Below are 14611 nucleotides of genomic sequence, written 5' to 3'. Positions count from 1 at the left end.
ATGAGGAGGTTGAAATTCCATGTTCAAAAAAACATTAAGCATGATCTGTTGCGTAATTTTTTTGCAAGGATGCTCGCAAGAACAAGAGGTTCAAAAGGAGATGACAAACATGGAGACAGCGCTACTAGCAGCTACTGAGAAACAAGAAACGAATACTGTTATATCATTACTCAAAAAAGGGGCTGACATAAATATAACGGACAGTAAAGGACGTACCCCTCTTATGATTTCTACATACAAAAATGATGTAAAAACTGCAAAAGCGCTTATTGAAGCAGGGGCTGACGTAAATATCCAAGACGATATGAAAAACAATCCCTTTCTATACGCCGGTGCAGAAAGTTACTTTGATATTTTAAAACTAACGATTGATGCCGGTGCAGATCCATCGCTTACGAATCGTTACGGCGGAACAGCTCTTATCCCCGCCTCAGAACATGGCTATATTGATGTTATTAAAGAACTCCTTACGCGAACAACTATTGATGTTAACCATGTAAATAATCTCGGGTGGACCGCTTTAATGGAAGCCATCGTACTAAGTAACGGAAACGAAACACAGCAACAAGTCATTCAGCTTCTTATTGAGCACGGTGCAGATGTAAATATTCCAGACAACGATGGTGTTACCCCGTTAGAGCATGCTCGCGCTCATAACTTTGAAGAGATAGAGAAGATTTTGTTAGAAGGGCGTAAGTAAAAAGCTAATTTTTGCCTTCCTCCCCCACCCTATGCTACATTTAACCCGTTACATTAATATTAATAGGGTGGGAATAAACATGAACAAACCTAAAATTGGGATGATTGGACTTGGAAGTATTGCGCAAAAGGCCTATCTTCCAACACTTACAAAAGAAACAGATTGGAATTTTGTAGGGGCGTTTACACCTAACGCAGAGAAAAGGAAACAAGTTTGCCAACAATACCGCATTCAAGACTTCCATTCTATTGAAACGTTAGCTTCGGAATGTGATGCAATCTTCGTTCACAGTTCAACTGCTACACATTATGAAATCGTTTCTGAACTTCTGAAAAAAGGAATCGACGTTTATGTTGATAAACCGCTAGCAGCTACAGTGGAACAAGCTGAGCGACTAGTCGAGTTGAGCGAAAAGCATAACCGAAAGTTAATGGTCGGATTTAATCGCCGATTCGTTCCTATGTATGTTGCTGCAAAAGAGCAAGCTCATGATATTTCATGGGTTCGAATTGAAAAACACCGCACAAATAAAGTCGGGCCATATACGTACGACTTTACTATGTTAGATGATTACTTACATATTGTAGATACTGCTCGCTGGTTAGCTAATGATGATCTTAACGTCGTTCATAATATGATGCAAATTAATGAAAAGAATGAACTTCTTTACGGACATCATACATATACAACTGCAAATGGACTGTTACTTTCAACAGCGATGCATCGCCATGCCGGTACAAACTTAGAACAAATTGAACTTGTAACAACAGGGAAAATCATTCGCGTAAAAAATATGAACACATTTGAAATTGAACAAGAAAACTCCGTTTCGCAAAGCGGTTCACCATCATGGGATACGACGTTAAAACAGCGCGGTTTTGAAGATGCTGTTCATCATTTTATCGAATGTGTTCACGGAGATACAAAACCTGTTGTAGATGGATTAGAAGGATTAAAAACGCAGCAACTGTTGCAATCTCTACTGGAGAATGCAACTAAAAATTAAAACGGATACATTTTTCAGAATTTACTTTCATTCCCATTTCCTCTTTATTTCTCTCGCAAATTTCTATAGAATATGTTGATGGGAATTATAAATTTCATATTGAATCGTGGAAAGGATGGGATTAACACATGTGGAATGAATTTAAAAAGTTCGCTTTAAAGGGAAACGTCATTGATCTAGCTGTCGGGGTTGTAATCGGTGCTGCATTCGGTAAAATCGTTAGTTCTTTAGTAAAAGATATCATTACACCATTAATAGGTTTATTAATGGGAGGAATTAACTTCACAGGATTAAAATTCACAGTAGGCGAGGCCTCTATTAAATATGGTAACTTTATCCAAACGATATTTGACTTCCTAATTGTTGCATTTGCAATCTTCATTTTCGTTAAAGTCTTTAACAAAATGACTTTAAAAAGAGAAGCTGAAAAGAAAGAAGAAAAAGCAACAAAAGAAGAAGTTCTTCTTAGCGAAATTCGCGACTTACTAAAACAACAAAACTCTTCTAAAGATAGAGCATAATTGAACGGATAAAAGGCATGCCCCTCTCGGGACATGCCTTTTTTATATGCTATAACGTTTCCGAATTCATATGAATAAATAAAATAATACCAGCAACCATAAGTACCATAATACTACCTGCAAATAGTGTAATACCCATGAACATTAAACTTGTGCTCATGTCCACTGATACACTTTCAATAAAAATAGAAATTACATACGTGATAAGGGCGATTCCTGCAAGAATACTTCCTGGAACAAATCGCTTTAAGCCATTTTGTTTTAACGTCATATATGCAAAAATAGCAGTCATGCAAAGCGTAATTATCCAAAGAACGATCATCTCTTCTCCCCCCTCACAAGCCTTTTCTTTCTATTATACATGACATTGCCCTATAATAGTTAAATTTGCACTTGTGTGACATATAACAAGGAATCTCCCCCACTGTAGCGAAAGCATTACAACATACACTTACACAATAAGGAGGCTTTCATTTGGAATACACTACCACATGCAATTTGGAACTATCCGAAAGATTCGATTATGTTACGATTGACTTAGAAAAACAGTTTTTTTGCATCGACGTTGTAAATTTGCAAAGCAATACAGCTGTACTAAAAATATCAATTAACTTGGAAAAAGATGAAACAATGGTAGAGGGAAATATAATTCAGTACGATACTTTGTACATAGACACATTATTACAAGGATTAAAATGTATTGCTCAAACATGTATTGATCGCAATTTAAGAAACCAAGAGGAACTGTTCGCATTTTTAGAAGAAAATTAGCTCCAATAAAAAATGGTTATTTTTTCTTTTTATTGATATAATTGTTATATAGAAATATTCTTTATAAGGATGTGTTCATAATGATTTGGATTTCACTAGTCGTATTAGCCTATTTCATCATTCTCGTCCCAATACAGTACAACTATATTAAGATGCTCAAGGAAAAACAGAAAAAAATGAACGTGTCTCAAAATGAACTTTACGACAAAATGTCTTATGAAGAATCCCAAGTACATTATCATTATCAAAGTAACGTATTTACAATACCCGCTTCACTTATCGCGAGTATTGTTTATAAAGTAAAACATTCAGCATAAGGAGACTCTCCCATATGTACGCTGTAAAATTATTATTTGAATCTGTTCATTCAGGTAGACCTAATCCTATTAAAATTGATGAACATTATGAAGAGAATCACGATACACTTTTTGAAGAAAGTATCATTCTCGTTAAGGCGAACAGTTTAGAGGAAGCTCATGAGCTAGGTGAAAAGATAGCTCTACAGTCTGAAGATACGTACGATAATATGTACGGTGAGCAAGTAACATGGACGTTTAGAAAAGTGTTGCATGTTTTCGAATTAGATGACACACCATTTGAGACAGGAAAAGAATTATATGCACGCTTTTTACATGTTAAGAAAACTGAAAGTGTAGATACAGTAGTTAAACACCATTATCCTGAATATGAATAAAAGCTCACAGCTATCGCTGTGAGCTCTCTTATTCTTACTTCGTTGAATCTCTAAATTGGATACGGTGAGGTAAGATAACTGAGTGATCTTCTACTTTTTCTTTGTTCATATATTTCGTTAGTAGACGCATTGCTACTGCACCGATATCATACATTGGTTGTACAACTGTCGAAAGTTGCGGACGAACCATTAATGCAAGACGTGTGTTATCAAAACCAAGCACTTCGATATCCGTTGGTACGTTTAATCCCGCGTCTTGTGCTGCGTGGATTACACCTAGTGCCATTTCATCAGAAGATACGAAGATTGCTGTTGGTTTTTCATCCATGCCCCAAAGTCTTTCAAACGCTTCTATACCTGAATCATATGTGTAATCTCCATCAATTATAAGATTTTCATCATATGAAATACCTGCTTCTTCTAAAGCTTTTTTATAACCTTGTAACTTCTTCGCGCTTCCTGCTTTATTAATGAAAGGACCAGAGACGAAACCGATACGTTTATGTCCTTGCTCAATAAAATGCTTCATTGCATCGTAAGCCGCTTGTGTATAATCAATATTTACTGATGACGTTTCATTTTGTTCATCAAATGACGCTGCTAATACAATTGGTACTGGAGATTTTTTGAACTCTTCAACGTGAATATCTGTAATATCTTCACCCATGAAAACAATCCCGTCCACTTGTTTCCCAAGCATCGTATTTAATAAGTGGAACTCTTTCTCTTTGTTCTGGTCAGAGTTACTTAAAATGATGTTATATTTGTACATTGTTGCGATATCTTCAATTCCACGAGCAAGTTCTGCATAAAACGTATTTGAGATATCAGGAATAATAACACCCACTGTAGTTGTCTTCTTACTTGCTAGTCCACGTGCTACCGCATTCGGGCGGTATCCTAAACGATCAATTGCTTCTAATACTTTCTTTCTTGTTGTAGGCTTTACATTTGGGTTACCATTCACAACGCGTGATACGGTAGCCATTGAAACATTTGCTTCACGCGCTACATCATAGATTGTTACGTTCATCTCTTCGCACACTCCTTCTATTTATGTTATCTATTTTTATGTATCGGTTCACTTGAATGAAAAAAAGACATCAACTCTATTTGCAGATGCCAACAATCGTCCCGAGTTCTTCCTTTTACTAATGATACGCTAAAAACACAGGGTCATACAATATTTTCCCGCAAAAGTTTCGAAAAAATTCGCTTCTTTTCTCGTATTTTCGTATTTTTTATGCAAAAAAGGTCAATTTTTGTAAAAAATCTATGTAACAAGGCTACATAGACTAAGAAATCTTTTTATAATTTACTTCCGAATGCTTTTAATTCTTTCATAAACTCATTGAATTCTGGAATGTCCATTTGCTGCGCTTCATCTGATAATGCAACTGCTGGGTCTGGATGTACTTCAGCCATAATAGCAAAAGCACCAATTGCCATAGCCGCTTTTGCAAACGGTAATAGAAGGCCACGTCGCCCTGTAGAATGCGTTACATCGACAACAACAGGTAAATGTGTTTCTTTCTTTTAAATTGGCACAGCGGAAATATCAAGCGTATTACGCGTTGCTGTTTCATATGTGCGCATACCACGCTCGCATAAAATGATATTACCATTCCCCTCTGCCATACTATATTCTGCTGCATTAATAAATTCTTCAATTGTTGCTGATAAACCACGCTTTAATAATATTGGTTTATTTACAGCACCAGCTGCCTTTAACAGTTCAAAGTTTTGCATATTGCGAGCGCCAATTTGAATAACATCAACATAATCTGACACTTTAAAGAAGGCACTGAAAGAGTCTATTTCATAAGAAAAAAGAGGTCATTCCCTATTATGTACAGGTAATGACCTCCTTTCTTCTTTCAACATCTTTAGGAAATTCGAAATGTTTTTCTCGAAGTATTCACTTTTTCAGTAGCCTCAGCTTAAAAACTGTCTTTTTTTATTACAGGAAAGAAACAAACGGTTTATCGCTGTTCTTCTCTTTTATAATAACAGCCTCGATTTTATTCTCGGACTTTATTTGTAATTGAACTTTAGCATCTTTAGGAAATTGTTCTAACATACTTTGAGCAGCCGTTTGAGAGAGTGCCATTAATTCTGACTTACCGTTATATTTAACGACAATATCCATCTTTAATTTATCCATCTTATTTTGCTTATAAGAAATCTTAGCATTAACAGGGATATAATCTCCTGGAGAAAATGCCTTCATTGCTTCAGAAAATTTCTTTAGCTTATCATTATCTTCTCCATGTGCCCCCCCAAATTCTTGAGAAGGATACGAATACGACTTTTCATCAATAGTATCCCAATTTCCAAGATTAGTCTCGTTCTTTTGAACAGTAGCGCTTGAAATATAAGTACCATTCTTTAAAGAACTTGTACTTTCTTGCTTGAATATAGCAAATGTAATTGGAGATTTGTTATATTTATCATTTTTATTAATAGCTTCTATAAGCCCCTTAGCGACTTCAGTACCTTTAGAAATAGCTTCCTCATTAGATACACTTGAAGACATAGATAAACCAATAACAACACCAGATAAGCTTAGTTCATTTGAATTTTGTTTGCCGAAGTAGTCCTGTTCTATAATATTAGTCAAAACTGGTACTTCTTGTTTCGTAACTAATTCATCAATTGTTTTCTCTGGAATATATTGATTTAATTGTAATACGTAATTTTCTGTATCGAATTGTTTTGAAGCAATATCCATTAAACCATTTTCATATTCTGCTAAATCTAGTTTAGAATTAGTTTTAACATTAACTGTATTAATTACCTTTTGTTCTTTTAAAGGAATAACAGTTCTATAGTAATCCTTAGAAACAGCAGTTCTTGGAATCATACTTTTTTCTTTCGTATCTTTCTGTACAACTTCATCCTTCTTCTCAATAGTATTATTGCTGCAAGCCCCCAGTAATAAACTTAAGCTTGCGATGCATAATGCCATTTTCTTCATTGCTTAAAACCCACTTTCAAAAGTCAATTTACTTAGTTTTAAAGTATCTCTAGTGTACCACTAAATATATTGCAACAAAATAAAAAAGAAGCAAGCCCTTCGCTTGCCTCTCCCTATTTTACATTCTCTTCTAAAGCTTCTTTTTTAATATTCCAGTGCGATGTATGCCATACTACCATTCCATCTTTTATGTATAACACTTGCGGAGATTCATGCTTAATGCTGTACTGCTCTGCAACATGGTTCGAAACATCTCTCGCCTCTTGTACGTATAAGTAATATGCTGGCACTTCTCTTTCTTCACCGCAATACGCTTGAAACTCTGTATATGCCCCGTGACTAATTGGACATGTCGTACTATGTTTAAAAAGAACGTAAGGCTCGTTCTTTTCTACTAACGCTTCAAGTTCTTCAATCGTTTCAATCTTCATCATACTCATCATTACTCACCTCTCATGCGAAGTCTAGAGCGCTTCTCTCTCTTTTCAGCCTTCTGCTCAGCTTTCTCAAGTTTACGCTCTTCTTTTTCAATCTTTTTCTCTTGTCTCGTAGTACGGTAATGATTATACACTTCAATTGCTGCGCTGCTCCACTGTACAACTTGTGCCACTTTATCTGCATTATTTTCAATTTCGTCCGTAACAGACTCTGAAACGTTGCGAAGCTTCGTATTTAAAGAGTGGATCGTCGTTCCGATTCCATCCACACCTTCTACTACTTTATTTAGCGACTGTGACTTCTGTTGAATATCATCAGCTAACGCATTTGTCTTATGTAATAATTGCTCCGTCTCTACGCTTATTCCTTGCATTTGCTTTTCTAAACCTTCTAACGTGCTCGCAACGTTTTCTAACGTCTTCTGAACCGATAACAACGTTCTGCATACATACACTACTAATACTGCGAAAGCAACCGCGATAATAGCCGCACTTACATATAGAAGAACTTGCATTTCATCACTTCCTTTATCTTTTTCATACTTTCTCCCATTATACAATCATTTTCCGTTTCATTCTAATCCCTATCTTTTCATTAGAATTTTCATACTTATTCGTTAACTTTAACATAAATGATTCAACAAATTCCACTAAGTAGGTTACAATAGGAGAGGATACATAATTAGTAGGGAGGCTTTACATATGAAAGATCCACGCATTGAAAAGTTAGCATACAATTTAATTAACTACTCTATTCGTTTACAAAAAGGCGAAAAAGTATTAATTGAAAACTTTGGCTTACAAAAAGAACTTGTAACTGCACTTGTAAAAGAAGCATATGCAGCTGGTGGTTTCCCATTCGTTTCTTTAAAAGATCATCAAGTAGATCGCTCTTTATTAATGGGTGCTACTGAAGAACATTTCGAACAAATCGCTGCATATGAAGCTAGTGTAATGAAAGATATGGATGCTTACATTGGCCTTCGCTCTGGTGATAACATTAACGAACAAGCTGACGTTCCAAGTGAACGTATGAAAGTTCACGGCCAAACAGTTGGCAAAAAAGTTCATAGAGACATCCGTGTTCCGAAAACACGCTGGGTCGTTCTTCGCTACCCAAATGCTTCTATGGCGCAGCTTGCTAAAATGAGCACAGAAGCTTTCGAAGACTTCTACTTCGAAGTTTGTAACTTAGACTACGGTAAAATGGATAAGGCGATGGATAGCCTTGTGACATTAATGAATAAAACAGATAAGGTTCGCTTAACTGGCCCTGGAACTGACTTAACATTCTCTATTAAAGACATTCCAGCTATTAAATGCTCGGGTCATTTAAACATTCCAGATGGTGAAGTATATTCTGCACCAGTTCGCGATTCTGTTAACGGTACAGTTTCTTACAACACACCATCTCCTTACAACGGTTTTACATTTGAAAATGTACAACTTAAATTTGAGAATGGCCAAATCGTTGACGCAACTGCAAACGATTCAGAGCGCATTAACAAAACCTTCGATACAGACGAAGGCGCACGCTACGTTGGTGAGTTCGCAATCGGCGTAAACCCGTACATCTTACATCCAATGGGAGACATTCTATTCGATGAAAAAATCGATGGCAGCTTCCACTTCACACCTGGACAAGCTTATGATGATGCATGGAACGGCAACAACTCTAACATTCACTGGGATTTAGTATGCATTCAGCGCCCTGAATACGGCGGCGGCGAAATTTACTTCGACGACGTACTAATCCGTAAAGACGGACGCTTCGTTGTAACTGAACTAGAAGCTTTAAACTCAGAGAACTTAAAATAATAATAAAAACGCTCGGAATTGTATCCGAGCGTTTTGTTATTATTTCCACTCTATATCGAGCTACTTTCCTCGCTTTTTGTTTGCTGGAAATGAAAATAAAATAAAAGCGCAACTACGATGGTACCTATTAATATTGGTACATATAAGGGCAGATCCCATTTAATATATACTCTAGTGCAACCAACAAGCACAAACAAAATTTCTAAACAGAATAAAGGTTTTACATATTTCATTTCTTACCTACCATTGCTATTTTCACATTTGGGTTCTCTTTCTCGATAAGCGCGAAAAATTCATTCATATCTTGCGGCATCGCAACCATATGTACTTTGTATGCATTCGTCGTAATTTCAAGAGATTTTCCCACTTGACGAATGATTCTTATCTCTTTCAATACGATATCGTCATTTAAAATGCCGTACTTTAATACACCATTTTCTACTTTATGCTTTTTAATAAATACTTCCCAAACGAGTGGTACATTTACAAGGAAACATAAACCCATTCCAATTAACGCTGACATCCACTGCTCTTTATTTGTGAGAATCATGACAAGTGGATATACAAACATAAAAGCTAACGTGAGACAAACGAAAATTACTACCGATTTACTTCTTTGAATCGGAATGTTCATACACGCACCCCCTACCCCAAATTATACCACTTTTTCCATTTTAGTTCATAAAAAAAGGCCATTTCTACATGACCTTCTTAAACAATATATCTATAGAATTTCTTATCCACCTGTAACACTGGAAAACTTTTTGGCAACTCGTCTATACTCACACTTTGGAAATTATTCTTTTCATAAAAGCGATGCGCTGCTAAAAATTTCACTGTTGTTCCTAAATAAATGTCTTTCAAGTTCTTTTCTTTCGCCCAAGAAATTGCCGTTTGAAGTAGCGTATATGATGCGCCCCATTCTTTTCCGCGGAACTCTTTCTTCACGAACATTTTTCTTAGCGCTACTTGATGCTTCCCAATATCTAATAAAGCTATCGTTCCAACTACTTTCCCATCATAAGTTGCTACCCAAAAATTTCCGTTGTCCCTTTGATAGAACGTTTCTATTTCAAGTAAGTCCGGCTGCTCTTCTTTCGTAATAGGGACATTGTACTCTTTTCGCTGAATATGAACGATAAGATCTACTACTTCATCTTGAAACGTACTTTCATACGGAATAATGCGTAACTTCTCGTTCATCGAATCTCCTTCCACTCTGAAGCTAGTAAACTATATACAGCGATATCGTGAAAATGATCATATAACCATTCTTCATCTCTTAAAATACCATCTAACTTAAAACCTAAACGCTCTGGAATAGCTCGGCTTTTCACGTTTTCAACACCGCATCTAATTTCTATTTTATTTAATTTTAAATTCTCAAATGCATAGTGAAGTACAGCTTTCACGCTACGCGTCATAATACCTGTCCCACCAGCATCTTCTGCAAGGTAATATCCGAGACTTGCCGCTTTCTTCCCCCAACTTACCGGATGAATGCCTACCATCCCAACGAGCTTTCCTTTATAACGTATGCCACTTTCAAAACCGTCTCCCTCTGCAAACTTCTTTAACCACATCGGACAAATTTCATCATACGCACCAGCAGATTTCGTCCCATCTACCCAAGGAAGCCATCTTCGTAAATGATTACGGTTTTGGTCTATTAATTGATATAGTTCCTCTTTATGATGCTTCTCTAATAACTGTAATTCGATTTCGTCATCTACTCGGAGTGTGAACATGTTTTTTTAGCCCCTTTTAATTTTCCTATTATTCTAACACTTATAGGTGAAAAAAAGTTAAACATTCGCACTTTTTCGGTTTTATATAAGAACAATCACTATATATGATTGATATCTAGATATGAATCATATATAGTTAAAGTATGGAAAAAAATGATAATTTTATAATTCAATTACGTAAAGGTATTTTTGATCTCGCTATTTTGTCTTTAATAAGCAAACAACCTATGTATGGATACGAAATTACAAGTGCCTTACAAGATATCCCTGTGTTTCATATCCCGAACGGTTCGATTTACCCTATATTAAATCGAATCACGAAAAACAATTGGGCTGTTTCCTATTGGGAAGAGTCCGGTGATGGGCCAAAAAGAAAATACTATCGCATTACAGACGAAGGGAGAGAAATTTTAAATAGTCGCTTACATGATTATGATGCAGTATACCAAGCTCTAATGTTACTAGCTAAAGGAGAGGATAAAAAATGAACAAGGAACAATTCTTTTCAAATGAACTCATTGTTTCTTTCTTACACGATCTTCATAAAGGTTTAATGAACTTACCTACGTCAGCAAGAGAACAACATGTGCTAGAAATCAAATCCGATTTATATGAAAATGCATTAAGTAAAGAAAGTGAAGGGATACCATCAGCAAGCATTCCTTCACAAGTGATTGAAGAATTTCTTCCTCCAAAAGAATTAGCAAAGGAAATTACAGTAGAATATACAGATGTTATTCAAGATGCACAGCAATCTACAAATACATTTATTAAATACTTTACAGGGTTATCAATTGCTCCACTCGGTGCTCTATCAATGCCTATCGCACTAGGTTTTATCAATATTTCAGCTAATTTACCATTTTTATTAGCCTTTATCGCAAGCAACATTTGGTTCATCTGTAGAGAAAACCATTGGAATACAAATCAATTAAAATTTTTAAAAACAGTGATTTCATTTAGTACTAGCGTTTTAATCGCTCTTCCATTTGCATTTTTCGCGATTCGAATTATAATAACAAAACAATTCGATATGTTTTCATTCTATTATTTAATTGGATATGTACTTTTTAGTTCAATTTATATCGTTTTGTTAAAACAACTATACAAAAAGAATAAACAATACCAACATATCAACGCTTTTTAAATGTATCGAACACAACAAAAAAAGACGCACAGCCAAGAAGCTATGCGTCTTTTCTATTACTTCTCTGCAACTTGAACTTCTTTTACGTAAGCTGCTTCGAATTTTTGGATGTCACCTGCGCCCATGAAAATAAGAACGCCGTTTTTATGTTTCTTTAACACATCCGTTGTTGTATCTGTAATTAGTTCTGCGCCATCGATACGTTTTTGCAGATCTTCAATTGTTAATTCACCTTTGTTTTCACGTGCTGATCCGAAAATATCACATAAGTATACTTGGTCAGCTTTACTTAAGCTTTCCGCGAACTCATCTAAAAATTTCTCTGTACGTGAGAATGTATGTGGTTGGAATACAGCGACAACTTCACGCTCTGGATGTTTTTGACGTGCTGCTTCAATCGTTGCATTAATTTCTGTCGGATGGTGTGCATAGTCATCAATGATAACTTGTTCTCCCATTGGCTTTTCATTAAAGCGACGTTTTACGCCTTCAAAAGTTGTTAGCTGATGCTTAACTGCTTCTACATCAACGTTTTCATAATGGCAAAGCGCGATTACTGCTAATGCATTTAATACGCTGTGATCGCCGTATCCTGTAATTTTGAACGTGTCATAATACGTATTACGAACGAATACATCGAATATAGTACCATCAGTTCTCTTTTGAATGTTACGTGCTTGGAAATCATTATCTTCTCCAAATCCATAGAAAATAACAGGTACTTTCGCTTGAACTTTTTGAAGTTCTTCATCATCACCACATGCAATAATACCTTTTTTCACTTGCAATGCCATCTCTTGGAATGCATTAAATACATCATTGATGTCTGCAAAGTAATCTGGGTGATCGAAATCGATATTTGTCATGATTGCATAGTCTGGATAGTAAGACAAGAAATGACGACGATACTCACAAGCTTCAAATACAAAATACTTACTATTTTCTACCCCATGCCCCGTTCCATCTCCAATAAGGTATGATGTTGGGTGTGCGCCTTGCATTACATGGGCTAACAAACCAGTTGTTGATGTTTTTCCATGTGCACCAGTTACAGCAACACTTGTGTACTGATTCATAAGATCACCTAAGAAGTGATGGTAACGATGTACTGGGATATTTAATTCTTTTGCTGCTACGATTTCTTCATGCGTATCAGGAAATGCATTTCCTGCGATAATCACTTGTCCTTCTTTAATATTATTCTTATCAAAAGGAAGGATGGAAATACCACGCTTTTCCAATGCTGTTTGTGTAAAGAAACGCTTTTCATAATCAGACCCTTGAACAGTATGCTTCATGTCATGAAGAATTTGTGCTAATGAACTCATTCCTGTTCCTTTAATTCCTACAAAATGGTAAACTGTCATCTTAAAGAACCTCCAACATTTCGAACTAATACAACGGCCTATCTATAAGACAGTATATGAATCTTTTCTTATTTTGGTAATCATCATACATTTCTGATGCAGTGAATTTCTTTTTATATTCACTTATCAGTGATAAACTCGTACGTACTTCTTTTATGTCCATAACACATTTATTATAGCAAAAAACAAGCCGCTATACTATGATAACAGAAAAACTGATAGGGTCAATCACCTATCAGTTTTTCTCGCTTTTACATATCTTCTTTTGTTTCTAATTGAACACGCTCTAGACGTGAATTTGGACGGTATTTACGACCAGCTTTTGCTTCTGGTTTTCCATTTAATTCTACGTTATCACCAGTAAAACCAATATTCATTTTTAATAAGCTACTTCCTACTCCGTATATATCGACAGGAACATTTTGAGCTTCAAATTCACGAATACGCTTCTCATCAAACCCACCAGTTACAACGATATCTACATGTTGGAACCCTTCCTCATCAAGAGCCTTACGAAGTGCAAATACAAGTGATGGATTTACACCACGTGGATCGAATGTTCCAAGTACTTCTGGGTGACGAATGAAGTATTGATCAATCATTGTGCGAGACGTATCGACACGTACACCTTTTAATGTTGATCCAAATTCACGCGCTACGCGAAGTGCATCTGTAATGACATCATTGTTATAATCAATTAGTACGACTAATTCATCTTCTGGGAATTTTTTATGATATGCCTTTGCAGCTTCAACAACATCACCATTAAACATTTGAATTAAAGCATGAGGCATCGTCCCCATACCACTTCTGCCCCACCATTCATTCATTGCATGCGTCGCTTGCGCGCTCATACCTCCGATGTATGCCGCATAGCCGTCACCAGCTTGTTGCGTATAATGATCGTCACGATCTCCCATGAAAATAACCGGTTTTTCTTTATCTACACTACGTGCAGCTTGGACAACGTTATATACGTTTGTCGCAACTGATGTACGACGAGCTAAAATCCCATCAATTACACCTTCTAAAAAGCCGAAGTATTCATAAGGACCATGAATTGTTAAAACTGTTTCAAACGGACTAATATTATCGCCATCCTTTAAAGAATGAATTTCTAATTCCTCAGGATTTTTGGCAAATGTTTGTAGCAATGCGATTACCTCATCTGCTCCGCAAAGAACTGCATGTTCTTTTTGAAAAAACTGCATTGTTACAACACTTTTCGGGCGAAATTCTTCAATGATTTCTCTAGTTTTTAAAAAGTAAACAGCAGAGAACCAGCCTTCTCCAACACGTTCATCAAATTTAAATGTTTTATTTGTTAGTCGATTTATTTCACCTTTTAATTTTAATTCAATTTCTTTCATGTCGCTTTACTCCCTACTTTACTATCCAACATTTTCTATTAGTATACAGCAAAAC

20 protein-coding genes and 1 pseudogene are annotated in these 14611 nt (G+C 36.0%); 9 read left to right on the top strand and 12 right to left on the bottom strand.

The genetic code is table 11. From position 1 onward, the window contains the following. Positions 1-19: 19 nt before the first annotated feature. From NSS74_RS01100 to mscL, 3 genes are all read left to right on the top strand, one after another. Positions 20-700: an ankyrin repeat domain-containing protein gene (locus NSS74_RS01100; RefSeq protein ID WP_340813120.1), complete on the top strand. Its 681-nt coding sequence runs from the start codon at positions 20-22 to the stop codon at positions 698-700. Between the two features lie 79 nt (positions 701-779). After that, entirely contained in the window at positions 780-1706 is a 927-nt protein-coding gene (locus NSS74_RS01095) for a Gfo/Idh/MocA family protein (protein ID WP_002143411.1), read from the top strand. 128 nt (positions 1707-1834) lie between these two features. After that, a complete protein-coding gene (gene mscL / locus NSS74_RS01090; protein WP_002143414.1) occupies positions 1835-2227 on the top strand; it encodes a large conductance mechanosensitive channel protein MscL in 393 nt (130 codons plus the stop codon). Between the two features lie 49 nt (positions 2228-2276). Here mscL and NSS74_RS01085 read toward each other — a convergent pair whose 3' ends face one another. Then, positions 2277-2549: a DUF3917 domain-containing protein gene (locus NSS74_RS01085; RefSeq protein WP_000636592.1), complete on the bottom strand. Its 273-nt coding sequence runs from the start codon at positions 2547-2549 to the stop codon at positions 2277-2279. A 152-nt stretch (positions 2550-2701) separates the two neighbouring features. Between NSS74_RS01085 and dhp61 the strand changes: the two genes are divergently transcribed. The 3 genes from dhp61 (at position 2702) to NSS74_RS01070 (ending at position 3692) form a co-directional block, all read left to right on the top strand. Next, positions 2702-2998 (top strand): protein Dhp61, encoded by a 297-nt coding sequence (gene dhp61, locus NSS74_RS01080; RefSeq protein ID WP_002143417.1) that lies wholly within the window; start codon positions 2702-2704, stop codon positions 2996-2998. An 80-nt stretch (positions 2999-3078) separates the two neighbouring features. Continuing rightward, positions 3079-3315 carry a DUF3949 domain-containing protein gene (locus tag NSS74_RS01075; protein ID WP_002143418.1) on the top strand — a complete coding sequence of 79 codons (237 nt, stop codon included), beginning with the start codon at positions 3079-3081 and terminating at the stop codon, positions 3313-3315. Positions 3316-3329: 14 nt separating this feature from the next. Further along, the gene (locus NSS74_RS01070; protein WP_002143420.1) at positions 3330-3692 is read left to right on the top strand and encodes a DUF4288 domain-containing protein; all 363 of its coding nucleotides are present in this window, start codon (positions 3330-3332) and stop codon (positions 3690-3692) included. A gap of 34 nt (positions 3693-3726) precedes the next feature. Here NSS74_RS01070 and ccpA read toward each other — a convergent pair whose 3' ends face one another. From ccpA to NSS74_RS01045, 5 genes and pseudogenes are all read right to left on the bottom strand, one after another. Next, entirely contained in the window at positions 3727-4725 is a 999-nt protein-coding gene (gene ccpA, locus NSS74_RS01065) for a catabolite control protein A (protein ID WP_002034370.1), read from the bottom strand. A 275-nt stretch (positions 4726-5000) separates the two neighbouring features. Continuing rightward, positions 5001-5480, bottom strand: a pseudogene (locus tag NSS74_RS01060) (bifunctional 3-deoxy-7-phosphoheptulonate synthase/chorismate mutase); the annotation flags it as partial. Positions 5481-5652: 172 nt separating this feature from the next. Next, positions 5653-6669, bottom strand: coding sequence for a CamS family sex pheromone protein (locus tag NSS74_RS01055; RefSeq protein WP_002015611.1), 1017 nt, complete (start codon positions 6667-6669; stop codon positions 5653-5655). A gap of 113 nt (positions 6670-6782) precedes the next feature. Further along, positions 6783-7109 (bottom strand): bacillithiol system redox-active protein YtxJ, encoded by a 327-nt coding sequence (gene ytxJ / locus NSS74_RS01050; protein ID WP_002067603.1) that lies wholly within the window; start codon positions 7107-7109, stop codon positions 6783-6785. A 2-nt stretch (positions 7110-7111) separates the two neighbouring features. Then, entirely contained in the window at positions 7112-7621 is a 510-nt protein-coding gene (locus NSS74_RS01045; protein WP_012261840.1) for a DUF948 domain-containing protein, read from the bottom strand. A gap of 187 nt (positions 7622-7808) precedes the next feature. On the opposite strand from NSS74_RS01045, the gene NSS74_RS01040 reads away from it, so the two are divergent. After that, entirely contained in the window at positions 7809-8924 is a 1116-nt protein-coding gene (locus tag NSS74_RS01040) for an aminopeptidase (protein WP_002143424.1), read from the top strand. A gap of 50 nt (positions 8925-8974) precedes the next feature. Here NSS74_RS01040 and NSS74_RS01035 read toward each other — a convergent pair whose 3' ends face one another. The 4 genes from NSS74_RS01035 to NSS74_RS01020 all read right to left on the bottom strand — a co-directional run bounded on the left by NSS74_RS01035 (position 8975) and on the right by NSS74_RS01020 (position 10672). Next, the gene (locus NSS74_RS01035; RefSeq protein WP_012261842.1) at positions 8975-9157 is read right to left on the bottom strand and encodes a hypothetical protein; all 183 of its coding nucleotides are present in this window, start codon (positions 9155-9157) and stop codon (positions 8975-8977) included. Continuing rightward, complete coding sequence (locus tag NSS74_RS01030) at positions 9154-9558, bottom strand: PH domain-containing protein (protein ID WP_002143426.1); 405 nt, start codon at positions 9556-9558, stop codon at positions 9154-9156. The genes NSS74_RS01035 and NSS74_RS01030 overlap by 4 nt, the downstream gene beginning before the upstream one ends. Positions 9559-9635: 77 nt before the next feature. Continuing rightward, on the bottom strand, positions 9636-10127 hold the full coding sequence (locus NSS74_RS01025) for a GNAT family N-acetyltransferase (RefSeq protein ID WP_340813114.1): 492 nt from the start codon (positions 10125-10127) through the stop codon (positions 9636-9638). Beyond that, positions 10124-10672: a GNAT family N-acetyltransferase gene (locus NSS74_RS01020; protein WP_002143428.1), complete on the bottom strand. Its 549-nt coding sequence runs from the start codon at positions 10670-10672 to the stop codon at positions 10124-10126. Before NSS74_RS01020 ends, NSS74_RS01025 begins: the two co-directional genes overlap by 4 nt. A 143-nt stretch (positions 10673-10815) precedes the next feature. Between NSS74_RS01020 and NSS74_RS01015 the strand changes: the two genes are divergently transcribed. Both NSS74_RS01015 and NSS74_RS01010 read left to right on the top strand, forming a co-directional pair. Further along, the gene (locus NSS74_RS01015) at positions 10816-11160 is read left to right on the top strand and encodes a PadR family transcriptional regulator (protein WP_002143429.1); all 345 of its coding nucleotides are present in this window, start codon (positions 10816-10818) and stop codon (positions 11158-11160) included. After that, positions 11157-11819 (top strand): HAAS signaling domain-containing protein, encoded by a 663-nt coding sequence (locus NSS74_RS01010; RefSeq protein WP_002143431.1) that lies wholly within the window; start codon positions 11157-11159, stop codon positions 11817-11819. The genes NSS74_RS01015 and NSS74_RS01010 overlap by 4 nt, the downstream gene beginning before the upstream one ends. 56 nt (positions 11820-11875) lie before the next feature. Here NSS74_RS01010 and murC read toward each other — a convergent pair whose 3' ends face one another. Both murC and NSS74_RS01000 read right to left on the bottom strand, forming a co-directional pair. After that, a complete protein-coding gene (gene murC, locus NSS74_RS01005; RefSeq protein WP_002015598.1) occupies positions 11876-13186 on the bottom strand; it encodes a UDP-N-acetylmuramate--L-alanine ligase in 1311 nt (436 codons plus the stop codon). A 251-nt stretch (positions 13187-13437) separates the two neighbouring features. Then, entirely contained in the window at positions 13438-14556 is a 1119-nt protein-coding gene (locus NSS74_RS01000) for a nicotinate phosphoribosyltransferase (RefSeq protein WP_002015597.1), read from the bottom strand. Positions 14557-14611 lie beyond the last annotated feature (55 nt).

Origin of the sequence: Bacillus sp. FSL E2-8868 (assembly GCF_038005505.1) — a bacterium.
Classification (GTDB): Bacteria; Bacillota; Bacilli; order Bacillales; family Bacillaceae_G; genus Bacillus_A; species Bacillus_A mycoides.
Note: the sequence above shows the minus strand (reverse complement) of the source record. Positions and strands in the feature narration are given on the sequence as shown.